Raw genomic sequence first — 17,471 nt, 5'->3', positions numbered from 1 at the left:
TATCCTTTTTGCCCTGCGCCGCGCGTTGCTGCGACGCGCCGGGCGCGTCCACGGCGGCGCGGTCGCCCTGGACGTCGTGAGGTTTTCTACGTTCGATGCACGTGCCGGCCCGCCGGCAGCGGCGCCGTCGAACGGTCGGGCGCTCCCGCCGGTTCCGGGCGCAGCCAGATCCACACCAGCACCGCCGACATCGTCAGGCACAGCGGCCAGACGACCCAGGGATGGGGAATGGTGCGGGTCATCACGATCATGCAAAGCGTCATCGACACCGTGGCCATGTACTTGGCGCGGCGCGTGACCATGCGGCCGTTGTGCCAGTTGTGCAGCATGGGGCCGAACCAGCGATGTTCGTGCAGCCAGCGGTGCAGCCGCGGCGAACTGCGCGCCGCGGCCCAGGAGGCCAGCAGCACGAATTCGGTGCTGGGCAGGCCGGGCAGGAATACGCCGGCGACAGCGAGCGCAATGCTGATGAAGGCCAGCGCGAGGTACAGCACGCGGACCCACGGCTTGCGTGGCGTCATGCGCCGAGTTCGAAGTGCCGTTCGAGCAATTCGCCGAAGCGGTCATAGGCCGCGTTGGCGCCGGCGATCACGGCGTCGTGCGTGGCCGGGTCGAGCGTGTCGCTGTCCAGCGAGGCGACGAAGCGGCGCCAGACGAGGGCGCGGCCTTCCGGATAGGCGGCCAGGTTGCGCGCGCCGAAGTCGGCCGACAGGCCCAGGTCGGCCTGCGCCTGCTTGAAGAGGAAGGCGGCGCCCAGCGTCGAGCCTTCCGACACGTACAGCCAACCCAGGGCTTCGGGCATGGTCACCCCCACGCTGGCGATGCCATCCTCGGGCACCGCGGCGTCCAGGTCGCGCAGATCGGCCAGCGAGGCGTCTTCGCGGCCGCGCGCCTGCAGGTCCGGCACGGCGCGTTTGACGGCGTCGTCCTGGAACAGATATTCCACATCGCGCTGGAAGAGGTATTGCGCGGCGACGAAGCGGGCGTAGGCGATGCGGCTCGAGAAGGGCGCGCCGCGTTCCATGAGGCGATGCATGCGCTCGTGCTGGTCCGCGGTTTCATGCTTGAGGCGGTGCGACAGCGAGGGACGTTCGAGGGTGTCGGTGGTCATCGTCAATGAGGGATGAGGGTCATGGGGAAAGCCGATCCATCGGGGAGATGGATGATGATGAGTCTTATTATTTCGCAGCGCCTGTCCGATGACACGTTAAAGATGCTTAACAATGCAATGCCCCGGTTTCAGAAGCCGGCTTCGCGCACCAGCACCGCCGCGCCGCGCCGCCATGCGCGCCGCAGCAGGCTTTCGGCCTGTCCGTCGATGACCACGGTGCCGCGCAGGGCCTGCAGGCGCGGCATCGCAGCACCGGAGGCGTCGGCGGGGCGCAGCATCACGCGATAGACGGCGCTCTCGGGCACGAGCCCTTGCGATTCGGGGTCGGGACGACCCGCGCCCTGCGGCGCCTGCACGGCGGCGACCGCGCCGCCATGCGAGGAACTTAGCTCGGGCGCGGCGTTCAGGCGCCGGGTGGCGGTGGCGCCGATGTCGGCCACGACCAGGGCGATGGCGCCCTGTCCGGGGTCCTCGGGCAAGAACCGCGCGCGGGCCCCGGCGGGCAGGCGATGCAGGTCGCTTTCGGACGCGTAGGCTTCGACGATCATGTGCGCCGGATCGGCCAGCGAGGCCAGCCATTCGCCTTCGCCGACCCATTCGCCCGGCGCGAGCGGATCGGCCAGCTCCGCGGCGACGCCGTCGAAGGGCGCGCGGATGGTGAGCTGCTGGCGCTGGCGCGACAGCACATCGAGGCGCTCGCGCGCCGCCTGCAGTTCGCCGGCGGCGACCGGCACCGAGGCGGCGGTGTCGCGGGTCATGGCCTGAAAGGATTGCTGCCATTGCAGCAACCGGATGCGGCGCGCCAGCGAATCGATCTCGTGCGCGATGTCGGGCGCGTCCAGCACGAACAGCGTCTCGCCGGCGCGCACGGGCTGGCCCGGGCCGATGGCGATCTGCTGGATCTGCGCGCCCGCGGGCGCGACGATGCGGGCCTGCTGCGCCGCGCGCATCAGCGCGGGCGCCTCGACGCGCGTGCGCCACGGCACGATGACGGCCAGCACCGCGATGAGCGCGGCGCACGCCGTGATGCGGCTGCGGCGGTTCCAGCCGCCGCCGCGATGGCGGGTCAGGCGTTCGCGCCAGGCGCGCAGTTCGGCGTAGATGGGGCGTAGGACGAACGCCACGATCTCGATGGCGAACAGGACGATGCCCAGCAGTTTGAATGCCATGTGATAGACCAGCAGGGCAATGCCCAGGAACAGGAAGAATCGGTAGATCCACACGCAGAACGCGTAGGCGATCAGCGTGCGCTCGCGCCACGGCGCGAACACCTCGGGCCGGTCCTCGCCCAGTCCGAACAGCCATTCGCGCAGCCGCCACCGCGCCAGCGCGAACGACCGGTTCTGCAGGTTGGGGACATTGAGCGCATCGGTCAGCAGGAAGTAGCCGTCAAAGCGCATCAGCGGATTGAGGTTGACGGCCAGGGTCAGCAGCCAGGTCGTCGTCGCCAGGGTGAACGCGGCGCTGCGCAACATGCCGTCGGGCAGGAAGCTCCACGCGAGCGTGGCCCAGGCGGCCAGCGCGGTCTCGGCCAGCATGCCGGCGGCGCCGATGGACATGCGCTGGCGCCGGCTGGCCAGGCGCCAGGCCCCCGACGTGTCGGTGTACAGCACCGGCCACATGACCATGAACGCCACGCCCATGGTGGCGACGCGGCAGCCATGGTGCTTGGCCGCGTACGCGTGGCCCAGCTCGTGCAGCACCTTGGCCGCGCCCAGCGTGACGGCGGCGGCCAGCGCGCCTTCCAGCGTGAAAAAGTGCAGGAAGGTGTGCAGGAACTGGTCCCACTGGCGCGCGGCCAGAAACAGCCCCAGTACGCCGGCCGCCAGCGTCAGGCGGAAGAAGACGCCCGACAGCAGCGCGCGCCGCACCGCGGGCAGCGTGCGTTCGAGAAACGCGTCGGGACGGACCAGCGGAATGCGGAAGAACAGGTACTGGTGGACCAGGCTCTTGAGCCAATGGCTGCTGCGCCGCGCCTGCGCTTCCCTGGCGTAGCGCGCGATGGCGTCGGGGCCGCGCAGTTGCGCCAGGCTGTTGGCCTGCAGGAACTGGGCAAAGTCCTGGACGTCTTCCTCGCTGACCGCCAGCGTGGTGTCGCGGGCCGCCGCGCTGGCGACCGCATCGGCGCTGCCCAGGCCCCAGCGCGCCAGCATTTCCGCTTCCGCCCAGCCGATCTGGAAGAACAGGCCGCGGCCCGGGTCTTCCAGCGTCCAGGCCGGCGAGCCGTCGTGGTTGGGCGGCGCGCGATGCAGCAGCAGCTCTTCGCGCAGCGCGGGCAGCGCGCCGCTCACATGCCCAGCCATACGCGCAGCGTTGCCAGCGGTTTGCGCAGCAGGTAGCCGGCCAGCGGCGTGCGCTCGCCGTACAGCTTGGCGGTGCCCTTGAGACCGACGCGGGGCTGCGCGGCCAGCGCGTCGTCGTCCAGGCGCGCACGGACGCGATAGGCCATGGTGCCGTCGGCGGTGGGGGCGGCGCGATAGCCCACGCGCAGCAGCGTGGCGGGCAAGGGATCGGCCGGCGCGGTGTTCAGAAAGAGGCGGACCGGGGCCTGGTCCGGCAGCGCGATGGCGTCGCCGACCGGCAAGTGGATGTCCAGTTCGACGTCGGCCGGGTCGGCGACCATCATGATGCGCTCGCCCAGCGCGACGGGCTTGCCGATCCAGTCGGCCGGGTCGTCGAACAGCACGATGCCGGCGCGTTCGGCGCGCAACTGGGCGCGCGCCACGGCCCGGGCGTAGAAGTCCATGTCGCTCGCGGCCTGCGCGCGCTTGCCCTGCGCCAGCGCCAGCGTGGCCTTGCTGCGGTCGTCGACCAGCGCCTGCTGCTGGTTCTGCCGCAGTTCGGCTTCGGCGACGGCAAGCGCCTGGCGCGCGCTTTCCAGCCGCCCTTCGAGGTCGCGCACGTCCAGCGCGGCCAGCAACTGGCCTTTCTCCACGGCCTGATTGGGCGTGACGGCGATTTGGTCGACCACGCCCTGCAGCGGCGCGCGCACGGCCATCGGCGCGCGCGCCACGATTTCGGCGGGCGCCAGCACCGATTGGCGGACCGGCACGAACAGGAGCGCGACGGCGGCCAGGCCCAGCGCCAGCCAGATGCGCGTGCGGCGTCTGCCATGGCGCAGGCGGGACCACCAGGCGGCCGCGCCGCGCGGCGCCCGCGCGGGCGCGAGGGCGCGCCAGGCGTGGGCATAGGCGTCGGCCAGCAGGCCCAGCATCGCGGTCTCGGCGCCCGTCCACGGGGCGTCGCGCCACAAGGCCAGCAGGGCGTCGCGGGGGCGCGCGCCGTCCGCCGCATCCAGCGGCAAGCGCAGCAGCAGGCCATGGCCCGGCAGATGCTCTGCCCACATCGTCTGTTCATCAGGACTGGCGGAAAAGCCCCCGCTCGTGCCATCGTCCGCGCGGCGCGACAGCAGGCCGGCCAGCCACGCCGTGTAGGGCGCGTTCGCGTCCGGCACGGCCAGGCCCGACAGCGCGGCGATTCGGCCGTCCGCGCCGGCGCCCGGCAGCCACAGTGCCGCCTGCCGGTACGGCGCCAGCGCATGCGTGTCGTTGACCATCAGGAAGCCCAGCCCCTCCGTGTCCGCGCATGCGCGCGCGCGCTTTTCCAACTGGAGCAGCGCGGCCAGCCGCTGTTCTTTAGAAACGGCGTCTGTCACGGCGCGCCCGTGGCGGGAAGGTCCACGCGGACGCTGCCGCTCATGCCCGGCAGCAGTTGCGCGGCGGTGTCCTGCGCATCCGCGAGGCGTCCGATGATCTTGACCGACTGGCTGACCGGGTCCACCGCGCCCGCGATGTGCGACACCGCGGCCTCGTAGGTGCGTCCCGTCTCGTCGACCGTGATGCGCAGCGCCGAGCCGGGCTTGAGCCAGGCCAGCCAGCGCGACGGCACGATCGCTTCCAGCTCGAAGGCCGAGTCGTCGTAGATGCTGAGGAGCTTCTCGCCCTCGGCCACGCTTTCGGCGGCGCGCGCGTAGGTTTCGCCGACCCGGCCCGCGAACGGCGCGTTGATGGCGCAGCGGTCCACGAGGACGCGTTCGGCGCTGCTTTCCGCGCGCGCGACGGCCACGGCCGCGCGCGCCTGTTCGACGTCGGAACGGCTGATGGAGCGCAGCGCTTCGAGCTGTTCGGCGACGGCCTGCTTTTTGCGCGCGGCCGACTCGGCCAGCACGGCGCGTTCCAGGCGGGCGCGGTTCAAGGCGCAGTCGTAGGCGACCAGCACATCGCCCTGCTTGAAGCGGTCGCCCTCGCGAAACGGCAGCGCGTCGATCTTGCCGGACAGGCTGCTGGAGATGACGGCGCGGCGCGCGGCCACCAGTTGCGCGCGGGCGCTGTCGGGGGCGGGAGCGGCAATGGCGGCGACGGGCGCCTGCGGCGTGGACGTCTGCGCATGGCCGGCCGCGGGTACGGCCAGGCAGACCGCCAGCAGCAGGCCCGCGCGCGTGGCGGAGCGGATCACGTTCCGCATATCAGCGCGCGCCCGCCGGCAGTGCCGAGGCGTCCGCCGGGCCGACGGCGGCGACCGAGCCCAGGCTGCTCCACAGATTGCCGGTGACCGTGCGCAGCGCGGCCGGGACGGCCGGTTCGATGACGGGCGCGGCCGCGTCGGCCACGGGGGTGGCGACGGCCAGCCCTTCCGGCGCGCCAGCCTGCGGCGGCGGAACCAGGCGCGGGATGTCGACGTGGCCGCTCTCGATCTGCCGGTTGGTGTCGGCGATGTCGCGCGCCAGGCTGGCCAGGCTCTCGTCGGCGATGCGATCGGGCAAGGGGTCGATGCCGGCCGCCTGGTAGATCGTGTTCTGCGCATTGACCAGCTCCGCGTAGCTCAGGTCGCGCGCCCGCGTGGCGAGCAGGGTTTCGACCTTGGCGCGCACGACTTCCAGGTGCGTTTCCGCGCTGCTGCGCGCCGCGTTTTCGGTCTGCACCTGGATCGCATCCTGCAGGCGGCTCAGCTCGCTGGCGCGGCGAAAGGCAGTCTCGGCACGCTGGCGTTCCAGCCAGGCGATGTGGACCTGGCTGAGCACCGTCATGCGCAGCGCCTGGCGCCGCAGTTCAGCCACCTTTTCGCGCGATTCGCCGGCGCGGCTGATCGACGACCACGACAGCACGTTCAGGAGGTTCCAGCTGACCTGCATGCCGGCGTCGGCCCAGTTGTTGTTGACGAGGTATTTGTTGCTGTCGTAGTTCAGCCCGCCGAAAAGCGAGGCGTTGGGCAACAGGCGCAGCAGCGACATGCGCGTTTCCAGCACGGCGTTGCGCGCGAGGTAGCTTTCTTCGCGCAGTTCCGGACGGCGGACCATGGCCAGGGCCTCCAGGTCCTGCAGTTCGTAGGCCAGGGCGGGCGGCGCGAGCGTGGCCGCGTCGGGCGCGGCCAGCTGGAAGTCGGCCGAGGGCGGCAGGTTCATCAGCGTGGCGAGCCGGGCCTTGGCCTGCGCCAGTTCGTTGTCCAGCGCTTCGGTCTGGCGCACCATGTTCAGCAGGTCGCGCTGATAGCGCAGCGCCAGGATGGGCGCCACCAGCCGCTTCTGCTCGGTCTGGCGCGCGTATTCCAGCGTCTGGCGGGCTTCGGCCAGGGTGGAGGCCACGCGGTCCTTCAGGCGCTCGGCGGTGACGGCGTTCCAGTAGGCCGTGCGCGTCTGGCGGATGATGTCGGCCACCACGCGGCGGCGCCGCTCTTCCGCGGCCAGCGCCTTGTTGCCTTGCGCTTTGGCGCCGAAGTAGCTCAGGCCGAAATCCAGCACGTTCCAGGTCAGTTGCAGGTCGGCCGTGTGCGTGTCGCGCTCCTGGCTGGTCGAGGGCACGAGCGACTGCTGGCCCGTGGCCAGCGATTCGCTGGACGAACCGTAATCGTTGTTGCGCGCGCGCATGCCCGCGCGGGCGGTCAGCTTGGGCAGCATGCCCTGCTTCTGCACGTCCACCAGGTCGTCTTCCAGCGCGCGCTCCATCAGGGCCAGCCGCTGCTCGAGGTTGTACTTGACGGCGCGGGCGATGGCTTCGTCCAGCGTGATGGGACCCGTCACCGGCTCCTGGCGGGCGAACATGGCGCCGCGGTCGGACTGGTCGAGCTGGAGCAGGTCCTGCGTGCTCAGTGTTTCGGGCGGCGTCACGGCGCAGCCGGCGAGAACGGCGGTGGCGAGCACCGTCAGGGCGAAGCGGCGGGCGCGGTGTGTCATGGGCGTTTCGGAATCAAAGAAAGGAGTCATGTCTGAATCAGCTTGCTGCATGGAGAGGGGCGGCCTGCCGGGCGGCGGCGGCCGGATCGGAGGCGGCGGGCGCGGCGTCATCGTCCAGGGACGCGAGGAACTGCCGCGCCTGCGCCAGCACGTCCTGCGCGGCGCTGTGGCGCAGTTGCTGGGTCAGCGCGGGCTTGTCGGCGGCGGGGGCGTCGTCGCGCGCGGCGAGCGCGGCGCTGTCGTCGCGTCCCAGGCCCAGGCGGTCGCCGGAGACGGTGATGGCGATGGCGCGGGACTCGCCGCTGGCGGCGCGCACCACCAGTTGCAGCGACAGCGTCTGGACCTGCGTCAGGCCCGGCGCGACGATGAGGCCGCGCGCGGCGTCCAGCCGCACGCCCGGCGGCAGCGCGGCGCCATCGGCCATGCGCAGGGTCATCGAGGCGATGGGCGTGCTGCTGCGCACGAGGCCGGCGGGCAGCGCGTAGACGTGGCGATTGCCCGCCGCGTCGGCGCGCCAGTGGCCGGTGAGCGCCGCGGCCGCGACGGACAGGCCGGGCGCGTCGGGGCTGGCCAGCACCACCAGCGGGGATTTGATGCCGGCAGGCGCATCCAGCGTGAACGGGCGCGCCGCGTCGGCGTCGCGCCGGTCCAGCGAGTCCGCGAGCAGCGCGTCGAGCAGCGCCGACGACGTCCATGGCGCGGGCTTGGACAAGCCGTCGTGGCCGGGAACGTCGAATGGCTCGGAGGGCGCGGGCGCCGGTTGCCCGAGACGCTGGCGCAATAGCTGCAACGCGTCTTCGCCGTCGTTCAATGGATCGCGCGCAAACACGGCAAAGCGTTGCGTGCTGAGGTCGGGCGGCGGCGGATCGGCCGGCGTGCCGGGGTTGGGATTGGCGTTGGGGTCCGGGTTGGTTCCAGGGCTGGTTCCAGGATCCGTGCCGGGGCTGGTGCCAGGATTTGTGCCAGGATCCGTGCCCGGATTCGGCGCCGTTTCGGCCGCCGTCACCGTCAGCGTGATGATGCGCGACACGCGGGCGCCCGAGGCGTCGGTTGCGCTGACCACCACGGCGACGCTGCCCGCCGACGTGGCCGTGCCGCGTATCGTCAGGGTCGCCGGGTCAAAGACCAGCCCGTCCGGCAGGCCCGTGACCTGCCAGGTGAGCGCATCGCCGTCGGCGTCGGTGAAGAGGCCTGCGGGCAAGGTGTACGCGTAGGGTTCGCCGACGCGCGCGGCGTCGGGCGCCAGCGGGATGCCGCTGTCCACCGGCGCGGTGTTGGGCGGCTCGACGGCTTCCAGGACCAGCTCGCGCGACGCCGTGGCGCCCTGCGGATCCGTCACGGTGATCACGATGGTGAACCGTCCGGTGTCCGCGATCGTGCCGGAGATCGTGCGGGTGTCGGGGTCGAACACCAGTCCGGCCGGCAAGCCGCTGACGCGCCATTGCAGCGCGTCGCCGTCGGGATCGTTGAACAGGGTTTCCGGCAACGTCACCGAATAGTCTCGGCCAGCTATCGCCGGGTCGGGCGTGTAGGCGCCGGTGCCCGCCTCGGGCGCCTGATTGGGCAGCGCGAGCGTCACGTCCACCGCGTAGGCGGCGCTGGCGGCCTCGCCGTCGTTCAGGACCACCGTGATGGTGCGCGTGCCCGGCGCGCCGTCCGCGCCGGCGTAGGTCACGCGGTGCAGCAGCGCGTTGGCGTCCACGCGGCTGATCTGCGCCGTAAAGCGCAGCGTGGCGACGCCGTCGGCCTGCGTCAGCGTGGCGATGGGCTGGCCGTTGAACAGGATGACGTCGCCGTCGCGGGTGTAGCCCTCGCCCGCCAGGATGCCGTAAACGTCGCCCGGCAGGCCGGTGAAGGTGACGCTGGCGTCCTGGTAGTTGTCCGCCGCGTCCATTTCGGCATCGCTTAGCGCCAACGTGGGGGCCAGCGGGACCGGCTCGCCATCCGTCACATAGACGGGCGGGGGCGCCGGGGGCGCATTCAGGACGTCCAGCCCGTTGCCCACCACGATCACCGCGCCGTCCGCCGATACGGCGATCCGGGTCCCGCCGTCCGCGCTGTGCGAGGCGATCAGCCCGAGGGTGGCGGTGGCGTAGTAGTTGAGCGTGCCATCGGCCAGCGTGACGAAGAGCGCCTTGCCGTCGTCGGACAGCGCGATGCCTTCCACCGTCAGGTCGCCGCTCAAGGTGCCCAGGTGGGTGAGCGCGCCGGTCGCCGCGTTCAGGCGGAAGGAGTCGATGGCTTGCGGGTTTTCCTGCACGACGGTCTGCCCCGTCCAGCCGTCGTAGGAACTGGTGCGGCTGTTGGACACGAAGAGGGTGCTGCCATCGGCGCTGACGGCGATGTGCTGCAGGTTGGAGAACGACACCGTCTGGCCGGCGGCGTCCGTGCCGCCGCCCTGGATATGCGTCAGGACGGACAGGGCGCCGCTGTCGTCGCGGCGGTAGACGATCAGCGTCGATCCTGCGCTGGTGTTGGTCACGACGAACAGCAGGTCGCCGCGCACCGCCATGTCGGTGGGCTGCCACAGGAACGGCTCCGCGTACATGTCGCCGCTGACGGCGCCCACGTAGGCAAGCGCGCCGGTCTGCGCGTCGCGGTTGAAATAGACGATCCCGTAGTTGTTGAGCAGGTACAGGTTCTGGCCGTCCTCGGACAGCGCAATGCTCTTCAAGTCATAAAGGCTGCCGCCATCCAGCTCGTAGTTGCTGGTGATGGTGGCCTGGTGCGTCAGGGTGCCGTCGGCGGCCACGCCAAAGACGCCGATGGCATTGCCGTCGGCGCGCAGGGCGTACAGGCTTTTGCCGTCGGCGGAGGTCACCAGTTCCTTGACGCCCGCAAGATTGTCCGCGGCGGCGAACGTGCGCAGATAGGTCAGCGAGCCGGTGTCGCCGTCCCGGTCGAACACGGCAATGGCGCCCTTGCCGTCGGCCACGTAGACGCGGGTTCCATCGGCGGACACGACGCTGGCGGTGGGCGTCTCCAGCCCGGGGATCGTCGTCAGATCCTGAACATGCGTCAGGTCGCCCAGCGACAGCACCGGATCGGCGTCCACCACCGGCGCATCGTTGATGGCCGTGATGTCGATGGAGAAGTCCATCGTCGTCGATGGCAGCCCGCGCTGGTCCGCCAGCGTCACGCTGATGGCCACGCTGGCCGCGGGCGCGTGACTGCCGTTGGCGTAGGTGATCTGGCGCAGCGTGTTCTGCACGTCGGCCGTCGTGGGGATGGACCCGGCCGCGCTGCTGAAACGGATCGTCAGCACGCCGTCGGCCTGCGACACGGCGCCGATCGCCACGCCGTCCTTTTTCAGGACGCCGTTTTCCAGCGTCAGGCCGTTGTCCGGCTGAAAGCCCAACGTGTCGGCCGCGCTCTTGCCCGCGCCCAGCGTGAGGGTCAGGACGCTGCCGTCGTAGTTGCCCGCGCCGCCGTTGAAGGCGTCCATCTGCGCGTCCGCCACCACCCCGCCCGGCGCGATCAGGACGGCGTCGGCGCGTTCGGTGTAGGGCACGTCTTCGCCGCCCGTGAGCGTGGGCGGGGTGTTGGGGCTGGCCGGTCCGGCCAGCGTGACGGTGGCGACCTTGTCCGCATCCGTCGAGCCATTGTCGATGTTCCCCTCTTGCACGGTCAGGCTGATCGTGCGCGTGCCGTCCAGCGGGCTGCCGGTGTTGGCGTAGGTCAGGCTGTCGATGACCTGCGCGGCGCGGTCCGAAGAGGCGTTCAGGTAGAGGGTGACCGTGGTGACGCCGTTGGCGATGGTCACCATGTACTGCTGGCCCGTGGGGAGGGTCTGCGGGCCGTTGGAATCCGCGTTCAGCGGTATTCTTCCGCCGCCCACGCCCAGGACGTCCTGGGCATTGGCGGGACTGATCGTTACGATCACGCGCGCCACGTTATCGCCGGACTCGACCGTGTCGACGGTGGTGCCGTCGAACAGCTTGACCGGCTCGCCCTCGGCCTGGAACGTGGGATCCAGCGGCGTGGTGTCGATCTCCGGCGGATTGTTGACGCCTTCCAGGTCGATGCGGGTCAGCAGGTCGTCGCGGTGGCCGTCGCCGTCGTGCAGCTCGGTGCGCAGCACGATGCTGGCGCCGTCGCGGGTGGGGTCGTTGCTGGCATTGCGGTAGGCGATGCGGCGCAGCACGTCCTGCGCGTCGGCCTTGCTCAGGGACGCGGTGAACGTCAGCGTCAGCACGCCGTCCGCTTGCGTGAACGTGGCCACGGCCGCGCCGTTCAGCAGGATCAGGCCATTCGCGGCATCCAGCCGCAGGTTGCCGCCGTCGATGAAGCCATAGCGGTCGTCCGCGTGCGCGCCGTCCGCGCGCGCCACGGTGATGCTGGCGCCCTGGTAGTCGCCCTGGCCGTTGTCCAGCGCGTCGAGCTGGGGGTCGGCCAGCGTGGCCGACGGCAGGATCGCCACCGGCTCGGACCCCTCCGTGTATTGCACGGCGGCGGGCTGCAGGTTCAGCACCAGCAGGCCGCCCCAGAACGGGAACTGCCCCGCCAGATAGAGCTTGGTGCCGTCCTCGCTGAGCGTGGCGCTGCGGATGTCGCCGAACGAGATGCCGTCACCGAACGGATCGCCATAGCCCGTGACCTCGCCGGCCAGCACCGGCACGCCGTCCGCGCCGCGGCGGTACACGCCGATCGCATCCGCGCCGATGACGAAGACGGCCGATCCATCCGGCGAGACCACGACCTGCCGGACGTCGCCCTGCGGCAACGCCGTGGCAAGCGCGGTGAGCTGCCCGTCCGCGGCCACGGACAGGGTGTGCAGGCGGGTGTCGTTGCCGTCGAAGTCGACGACATACAGCGTCTTGCCGTCGGGCGACACCGTCAGCGACTGGGTGTAGTAGTACTGGTCGGCGGCGGCCGGGTCCTTGCCCTGCGCGGCCATGATGAAAGTCGGGACGCCTGTCTGGTCCAGCGCGAAGACGCTGGCCAGCGTGCCGCCGCCCGAGGTGCCCACGAAGAGCAAGCGGCCGTCGGCCGACAGCGCCAGCGCGTTGGCGCCGTCCAGCTGCAGGCCGGTATCGCCGGCGTCGGCGAGGGTGCTGACCAGCGTGAGGCTGTCGCCGTCCTGCCGGAAGACCAGCAGATTCTCGCCCGCGGTCGCGTACACCATGCCGTTGGCGGACAGCACATCGCGGATCATGCCGTGGTCGTTGACGACGTCGGCGCCGAAGCTGCCTTGCGCGGTCAGTTCACCGGTGGCTGCATCGCGCGAGAACAGCGCGACGCCCTGGCTGCCGATCACGTACACGGACTTGCCGTCGGCTGATGTCCGCATCTGCGCCGCGCCCGCCAATGCGCCCACGTCGCCGTTCTCGATGGTCTGGAGCACGCGCAGCGCGCCGTCCGCGTCACGCTCAAGCACGTATAGCGTGTTCAGTTCGACTTCCTGGAACGTGTCCCAGTCGGTTTGGGTGGTGGTGCGCAGCACGTAGAGCGTTCCCTCCACCTCCGATACGGCCAGCACGCCGTCCAGGGCGCCGAATGCGCCGTCCTCGCCCAACTGCGTGATCAGTTCGTCCAAATCCAATGCGTCGATGGGCGTGACCAGGACGGGCGCCTCATCCCGCAGGACCAGCCGGGCGACGAGGTCCGGCTCGGCGGTGTCCTGGCCGCCATTGTCCGTGCCGCCGCTGTCGCGCACCGCCGTCAGCGCGATGCTGCGCTCGCCCATCGTCGGGGCGGAGGCGCGGTTGGCGTAGGTGATGCCGTCGATCAGCGCGGCGGCCTGCGCGCCCGTCATGCCGGCCGCCGGCGTGATCGTCACGGTGGCCGTGCCGTTGTCCAAGGTGACGCTGTAGGCATGGCCCGACGCCGTGACGCCCTGCCCGGCGGCCAGCGGAATGGCGACGCCGTCGAGGGTCAGCGTTTCGCTGGCGCCGTCGGCAACCGGGGACACGACCAGGGTCAGGCCGGCGATGGTCTGCCCGGCTTCCACGGTGGAGATCGTGGTGCCGTCAAAGAGGCCGATGGCTGCTTCGCTGGGGTCATAGGTGGCGTTTACCGGCGTGGCATCGACGACCGGCGCATCGTTCACCTGCGCCACGGCCAGATCGAGCACGATGCTGTCCACGCCGCTGGCGTACTGGTCGCGCACCTGCACTTGCAGGCGGATGGCCGCGCCGGGGTCCTTGCTGGCGTGCGTGTAGGTGACCTGTTGCAGCACGGCGTTCGCGGTGGCGGTGCCGACCTGGCCGGTGAAGGCGATGGTGAGCAGGCCGCCCGCGTCGGTGAAATCGGCGATCTTGACGCCGTTCAGGCGGATCTCGGCCCCGACGAGCGTGAGGCCATTGCCGTCGGCAAAGCCATAGACGTCGCCGGGGTTCGCGCCGCCCTCGCGCACCAGGGTGATCGACGCGCCGTTGTAGTCGCCCGCGCCCGCGGCCAGCGCGTCGTAGTCGGCATCCGAGAAGCTCAGGCCCGCGGCCGGCTGCAGGGTCTGGCCTTCGGCGTACGCGCCTTGCAGAACGTTTTCGATGCCGATGAGGCCAAGGCCCCCGGCGTTGTAGAAGCCGCCCACGTACATCGACGTGCCGTCCGGCGAGAGGCCGAAGCGGAAAGCGCGGTAGCTGCCGGCCGAGGCGTCCTGCGCAATGGTCTTGACCAGCGTGGGCGCGCCGTCCGCCCCGATGCTGTACACGTTGATCGTGCCGACCAGGCCGCCGGCGTAGAGCGTCTTGCCGTCGGCCGACAAGGCCAGGCCCCAGAGCTGGGACCCGGTGGCGGAGACCTTGGTCACCGTGTTCGTCGCTGGATCCAGGCGCAGCGTCAGGACGCCCGTGGTGCCGGTCGACACATAGATCGTGTCGCCCGATACCGCGATGCTGCGCGCGAAGTTGCCGATGTCGCCGGTGCGCGCCACCAGTTGGGTCAGGCTGCCGTCCGGGTTGGCGGCGTAAATGGTCAGGGTGTTGGCGCCGGCCACGAAGACGCGGCCTTGCGCGTCCACCGCGAGGGTCGATGCCGTGCTGAAGGGCTGGTTCTCGTACACGCTGGCCGACGCAAGCTGCCCGTCCGAACCGATGCCGTACGCGTACAGCGTGTTGCCGGCGATGGCGTACAGGCGGCCGTCCTGCGACACGGCGATCTGCTTGACCTGCACCTCGCCGAGCGCGACGCTCTGGCCGGTCGGGGTGAGCGTGCCATCGGCAGCAACGTTGAACCCCGTCAGGAAGTAGCTGCCGCCGCCCGCCTTCTGGCCCACCAGATAGACGTGCTTGCCGTCGGCCGAGTACACCGCCGAGGCGGCGCTGCCCAGGCCGTCGATCTCGATGCCATTGGCCTCGATGCCGTCGTTCGCGGCGCCCTGCACGAAGCGCTGCACCAGCGTCAGTTCGCCGGTGTTCGGATTGCGGGTGTAGACGCTGAGCGTGCTGTTGCCCGTCGGCGACACGGTATGGCCGCCGGTGGCGTTGCCCAGCACGATGACGGTATGGCCGTCGTCCGAGACCTCGACGCTGTAGACGTAGTCGCCATAGCCGTTGATGCGGCCGTCGGCGGTGTAGGTAAGGTCGCTGCCGTCCACGTCGAATGCGGGGGGCTGGTTGGCCGCTTCCGCGGCGGTGACCACGCGCAGCGTCATCGTGTGATCGGCGGTCAGGCCGCCCGCGTCGGTGACGCGCACGGTCAGGACGTAGTCGCCCACGGCGCCGGGCGTTCCGCTCAGCGTGCGCGTGGCGGCGTCGAACACCAGGCCCGCGGGCAGCGTGTCGACGATGCTCCAGGTGAGGGTGTCGCCGTAGCGGCTGTCCAGGTCCGAGAACATGTCCGCGCGCAACGACGCGCTGAAGTCGCTGGCGCCGACCGTGACCTGCCCGAAGGACGCCGGCGCGCTGGCGCTGACGACGGGCGCGCGGTTGTCCGTCTGCGCCACGACGAGGTCCAGGTTCAGCGTGACGCTGGCGCCGTAGGCGTCCGTGACGGTGATGCTGATGGGGTGCCGGCCGGCGGCGACGGTGTTGCCGGAAATGGTGCGGGTGTCGGGATCGAAGGCCAGCCCCGCGGGCAGGCCGGCGACCCGCCAGGTCAGCGCGTCGCCGTCCGCGTCGCGGAACAGATCCTCGGGCAGGACGGCGCTGTAGGCCGACTCGGTCGTGACGGTCGCGGGCGCGTAGTCCGTCGCGACGCCGGGATCGATCTGCGGTCCCGTGTTGCTCCGGAACGTGATCGTCAGGGCGTCGCTGTTCAATGCGCCGTCGTTGGCCTGCACGGTCAGCGTGATGAAGGTGCCTGCCGCCACGCCGGAATTGCCGTAGCTGATCTGTTGCAGCACCTGATTGGCGACGGCCGTGGGGGTGTCGCCGACGAAGCGCACCGTCAAGGTGTCGCCGTTGACGGCGTAGGTTGCGATCTGCACGCCGCCGCGGGATATGACGCCATTGGACATCGACAGCCCGTTGCCGTCTTCGAACCCGAATTCGCCGCCCGGCACGGAGGCCGCGATCGACACGCTGGCGCCGCGGTAGTTGCCGGCGCCGTTGTCCAGCAGGTCGTAGTTGGGGTCGGACAGGTTCACGCGATCGCCCAGCACGGTGTCCTGGCCCAGCGTCAAGGACTGGATCGTCGTGTAGCGGCTCAGGCCGTTGCCGGCCACGACCAGCGACGTGCCGTCGCCCGACAGCGCGAGGTCCGCGCCGCTGGTCTGGCCCTGCGCGCTGCCGATCAGCGTCAGGCCGCCATTGGCCGCGACGGCGTAGACGCTGACCGTGCCGTCCGTGGTGGCGGCATACAGCAGCGTGCCGTCGGTGTTCAGCGCCAGGCTGCCGATGTTGTCGCTGGCGACCGTGCCGGCGCGCGTCAGCAGGTTGTCGGCGCCGAGCGTGAAGACGGAAATGTTCTGCGCGCCGGGCTGGCCGACGAAGAGCAGCTTGCCGTCCGCGGACATGCTGATGGCGTAGTCGACGGCGGCCTGGCCGGTCTGGTCCAGCGGCACGCTGTCGACCAGGCTCAGGGTGCCGTCGGCGCCGCGCGCATAGAGCTTCAGCGTGTGGCTTTCGCCCGACAGCGCGGCGCTGTGGATGACCGTGACATAGCCGCCCGCGGTGGCGATGCTGGCATTGCGCACGGCGTCCAGCCGCTGGATCTGCGTCAGCGCGCCCGTCGCGGCGTCCCGGCTGAAGACCCGTGCCTCGCGGCCGAAGTTGTTCGACGCGTCCACGTACACCTGGGCGCCGTCGTCCGAGATCGCCAGGCCGCCGGTGGAACCCTGGCCCACGGACAGCGTGGCCGCGTGGCGCAGCGCGCCGTCCGCCTCGACGTTCCACTGCATCAGGTTGCCATTGCTGGAAATCGTGTAGACCGATTTTCCGTCCGCGCTTACCACCAGGTGATTGACCGTGCCCAGGTCGGGGGCGGTGATCTCCTGCGATTTGCTGAGCAGGCCCGAGGCCGCGTCCACGGAAAAGACCGACAGCGTGCTGTCGTTGCCCGCCGCGTAGACGAACTTGCCGTCGGCGGAATACGCGACCTCGTTCGCGCCCGCCAGGCTGCCCGTGCCGAAGTATTCGGCTTCCTGCATCAGGTCGCCCGTCAGCACGGGCGCCACGTTGATCCGGCTGTCGATGTCGATCGTCGCCGTGATGGCGCTCAGGTCCGCCGACTGGCCGCCGGCGTCGGTCAGGCTCTTGAGCGTCACCGACACCTTGCCGCCGTCCACCGACTTGTCCAGGATCTGGTACGACATGCCGTCGATCAGCGCCTGGACGCTGGCGGGCTCGGGCTGGAAGGCGTCGAGCTGGATCGTGACCGTGGTGGTGTTGCCGCTCACGGCCACGGTGTAGAAATAGCCGTCCGCATTTCCATCCGCATCCGTGCGCGTCGTGCCGCTGCCGCCTTCCAGCGCAATGGTCTTGCCGTCGATCACCAGCGCCTGGTCGCTGCCGCTGCGATCCACCGTGACGACGAGCTGGGACAGCTCATCGGCGGCGCCCGTGTCGGTCTGCACGGTCACGCCGCTGAACAGGTCCACCGGCGCAAAGCTGTCCGAACTGTCGTTGATGACGACCGTCGCCTCCGTGGGCGTGGCCTCCACGCCCGGCGCCGCGTCGGTGGGCGGCGCGGCTTGCGCGGCCACGTCGACGGCGGTCGTGACGGCGGCGGCATCGAGCAGGAAGCGGGGTTCCAGGGCCAGGGCCTGGCGGCGGAGCGTGGGGATTCGGCGGGAAGTCATGGCAGTCCTGG

General features: G+C 70.7%; 7 protein-coding genes. All 7 read right to left on the bottom strand.

Annotation, left to right across the window (positions count from 1 at the left end; translation table 11 throughout):
• Positions 1–86 precede the first annotated feature (86 nt).
• Complete coding sequence (locus BXA00_RS07910; protein ID WP_076517736.1) at positions 87–521, bottom strand: YbaN family protein; 435 nt, start codon at positions 519–521, stop codon at positions 87–89.
• Positions 518–1,111 (bottom strand): biliverdin-producing heme oxygenase, encoded by a 594-nt coding sequence (locus tag BXA00_RS07905; RefSeq protein ID WP_076517734.1) that lies wholly within the window; start codon positions 1,109–1,111, stop codon positions 518–520. The genes BXA00_RS07910 and BXA00_RS07905 overlap by 4 nt, the downstream gene beginning before the upstream one ends.
• A 128-nt stretch (positions 1,112–1,239) precedes the next feature.
• The gene (locus BXA00_RS07900; RefSeq protein ID WP_076517732.1) at positions 1,240–3,414 is read right to left on the bottom strand and encodes an HlyD family secretion protein; all 2,175 of its coding nucleotides are present in this window, start codon (positions 3,412–3,414) and stop codon (positions 1,240–1,242) included.
• Entirely contained in the window at positions 3,399–4,766 is a 1,368-nt protein-coding gene (locus BXA00_RS07895; RefSeq protein ID WP_076517730.1) for an efflux RND transporter periplasmic adaptor subunit, read from the bottom strand. The genes BXA00_RS07900 and BXA00_RS07895 overlap by 16 nt, the downstream gene beginning before the upstream one ends.
• A complete protein-coding gene (locus BXA00_RS07890) occupies positions 4,763–5,566 on the bottom strand; it encodes an efflux RND transporter periplasmic adaptor subunit (protein WP_197685568.1) in 804 nt (267 codons plus the stop codon). The genes BXA00_RS07895 and BXA00_RS07890 overlap by 4 nt, the downstream gene beginning before the upstream one ends.
• A 10-nt stretch (positions 5,567–5,576) precedes the next feature.
• Positions 5,577–7,280, bottom strand: a complete 1,704-nt coding sequence (locus BXA00_RS07885; RefSeq protein WP_076521846.1) for a TolC family protein — start codon at positions 7,278–7,280, stop codon at positions 5,577–5,579.
• Between the two features lie 37 nt (positions 7,281–7,317).
• Positions 7,318–17,460: a putative Ig domain-containing protein gene (locus BXA00_RS07880; protein WP_076517726.1), complete on the bottom strand. Its 10,143-nt coding sequence runs from the start codon at positions 17,458–17,460 to the stop codon at positions 7,318–7,320.
• Positions 17,461–17,471: the final 11 nt, after the last annotated feature.

It is taken from the genome of Achromobacter sp. MFA1 R4 (assembly GCF_900156745.1).
Taxonomy (GTDB): Bacteria; Pseudomonadota; Gammaproteobacteria; order Burkholderiales; family Burkholderiaceae_B; genus Achromobacter.
Note: the sequence above shows the minus strand (reverse complement) of the source record. Positions and strands in the feature narration are given on the sequence as shown.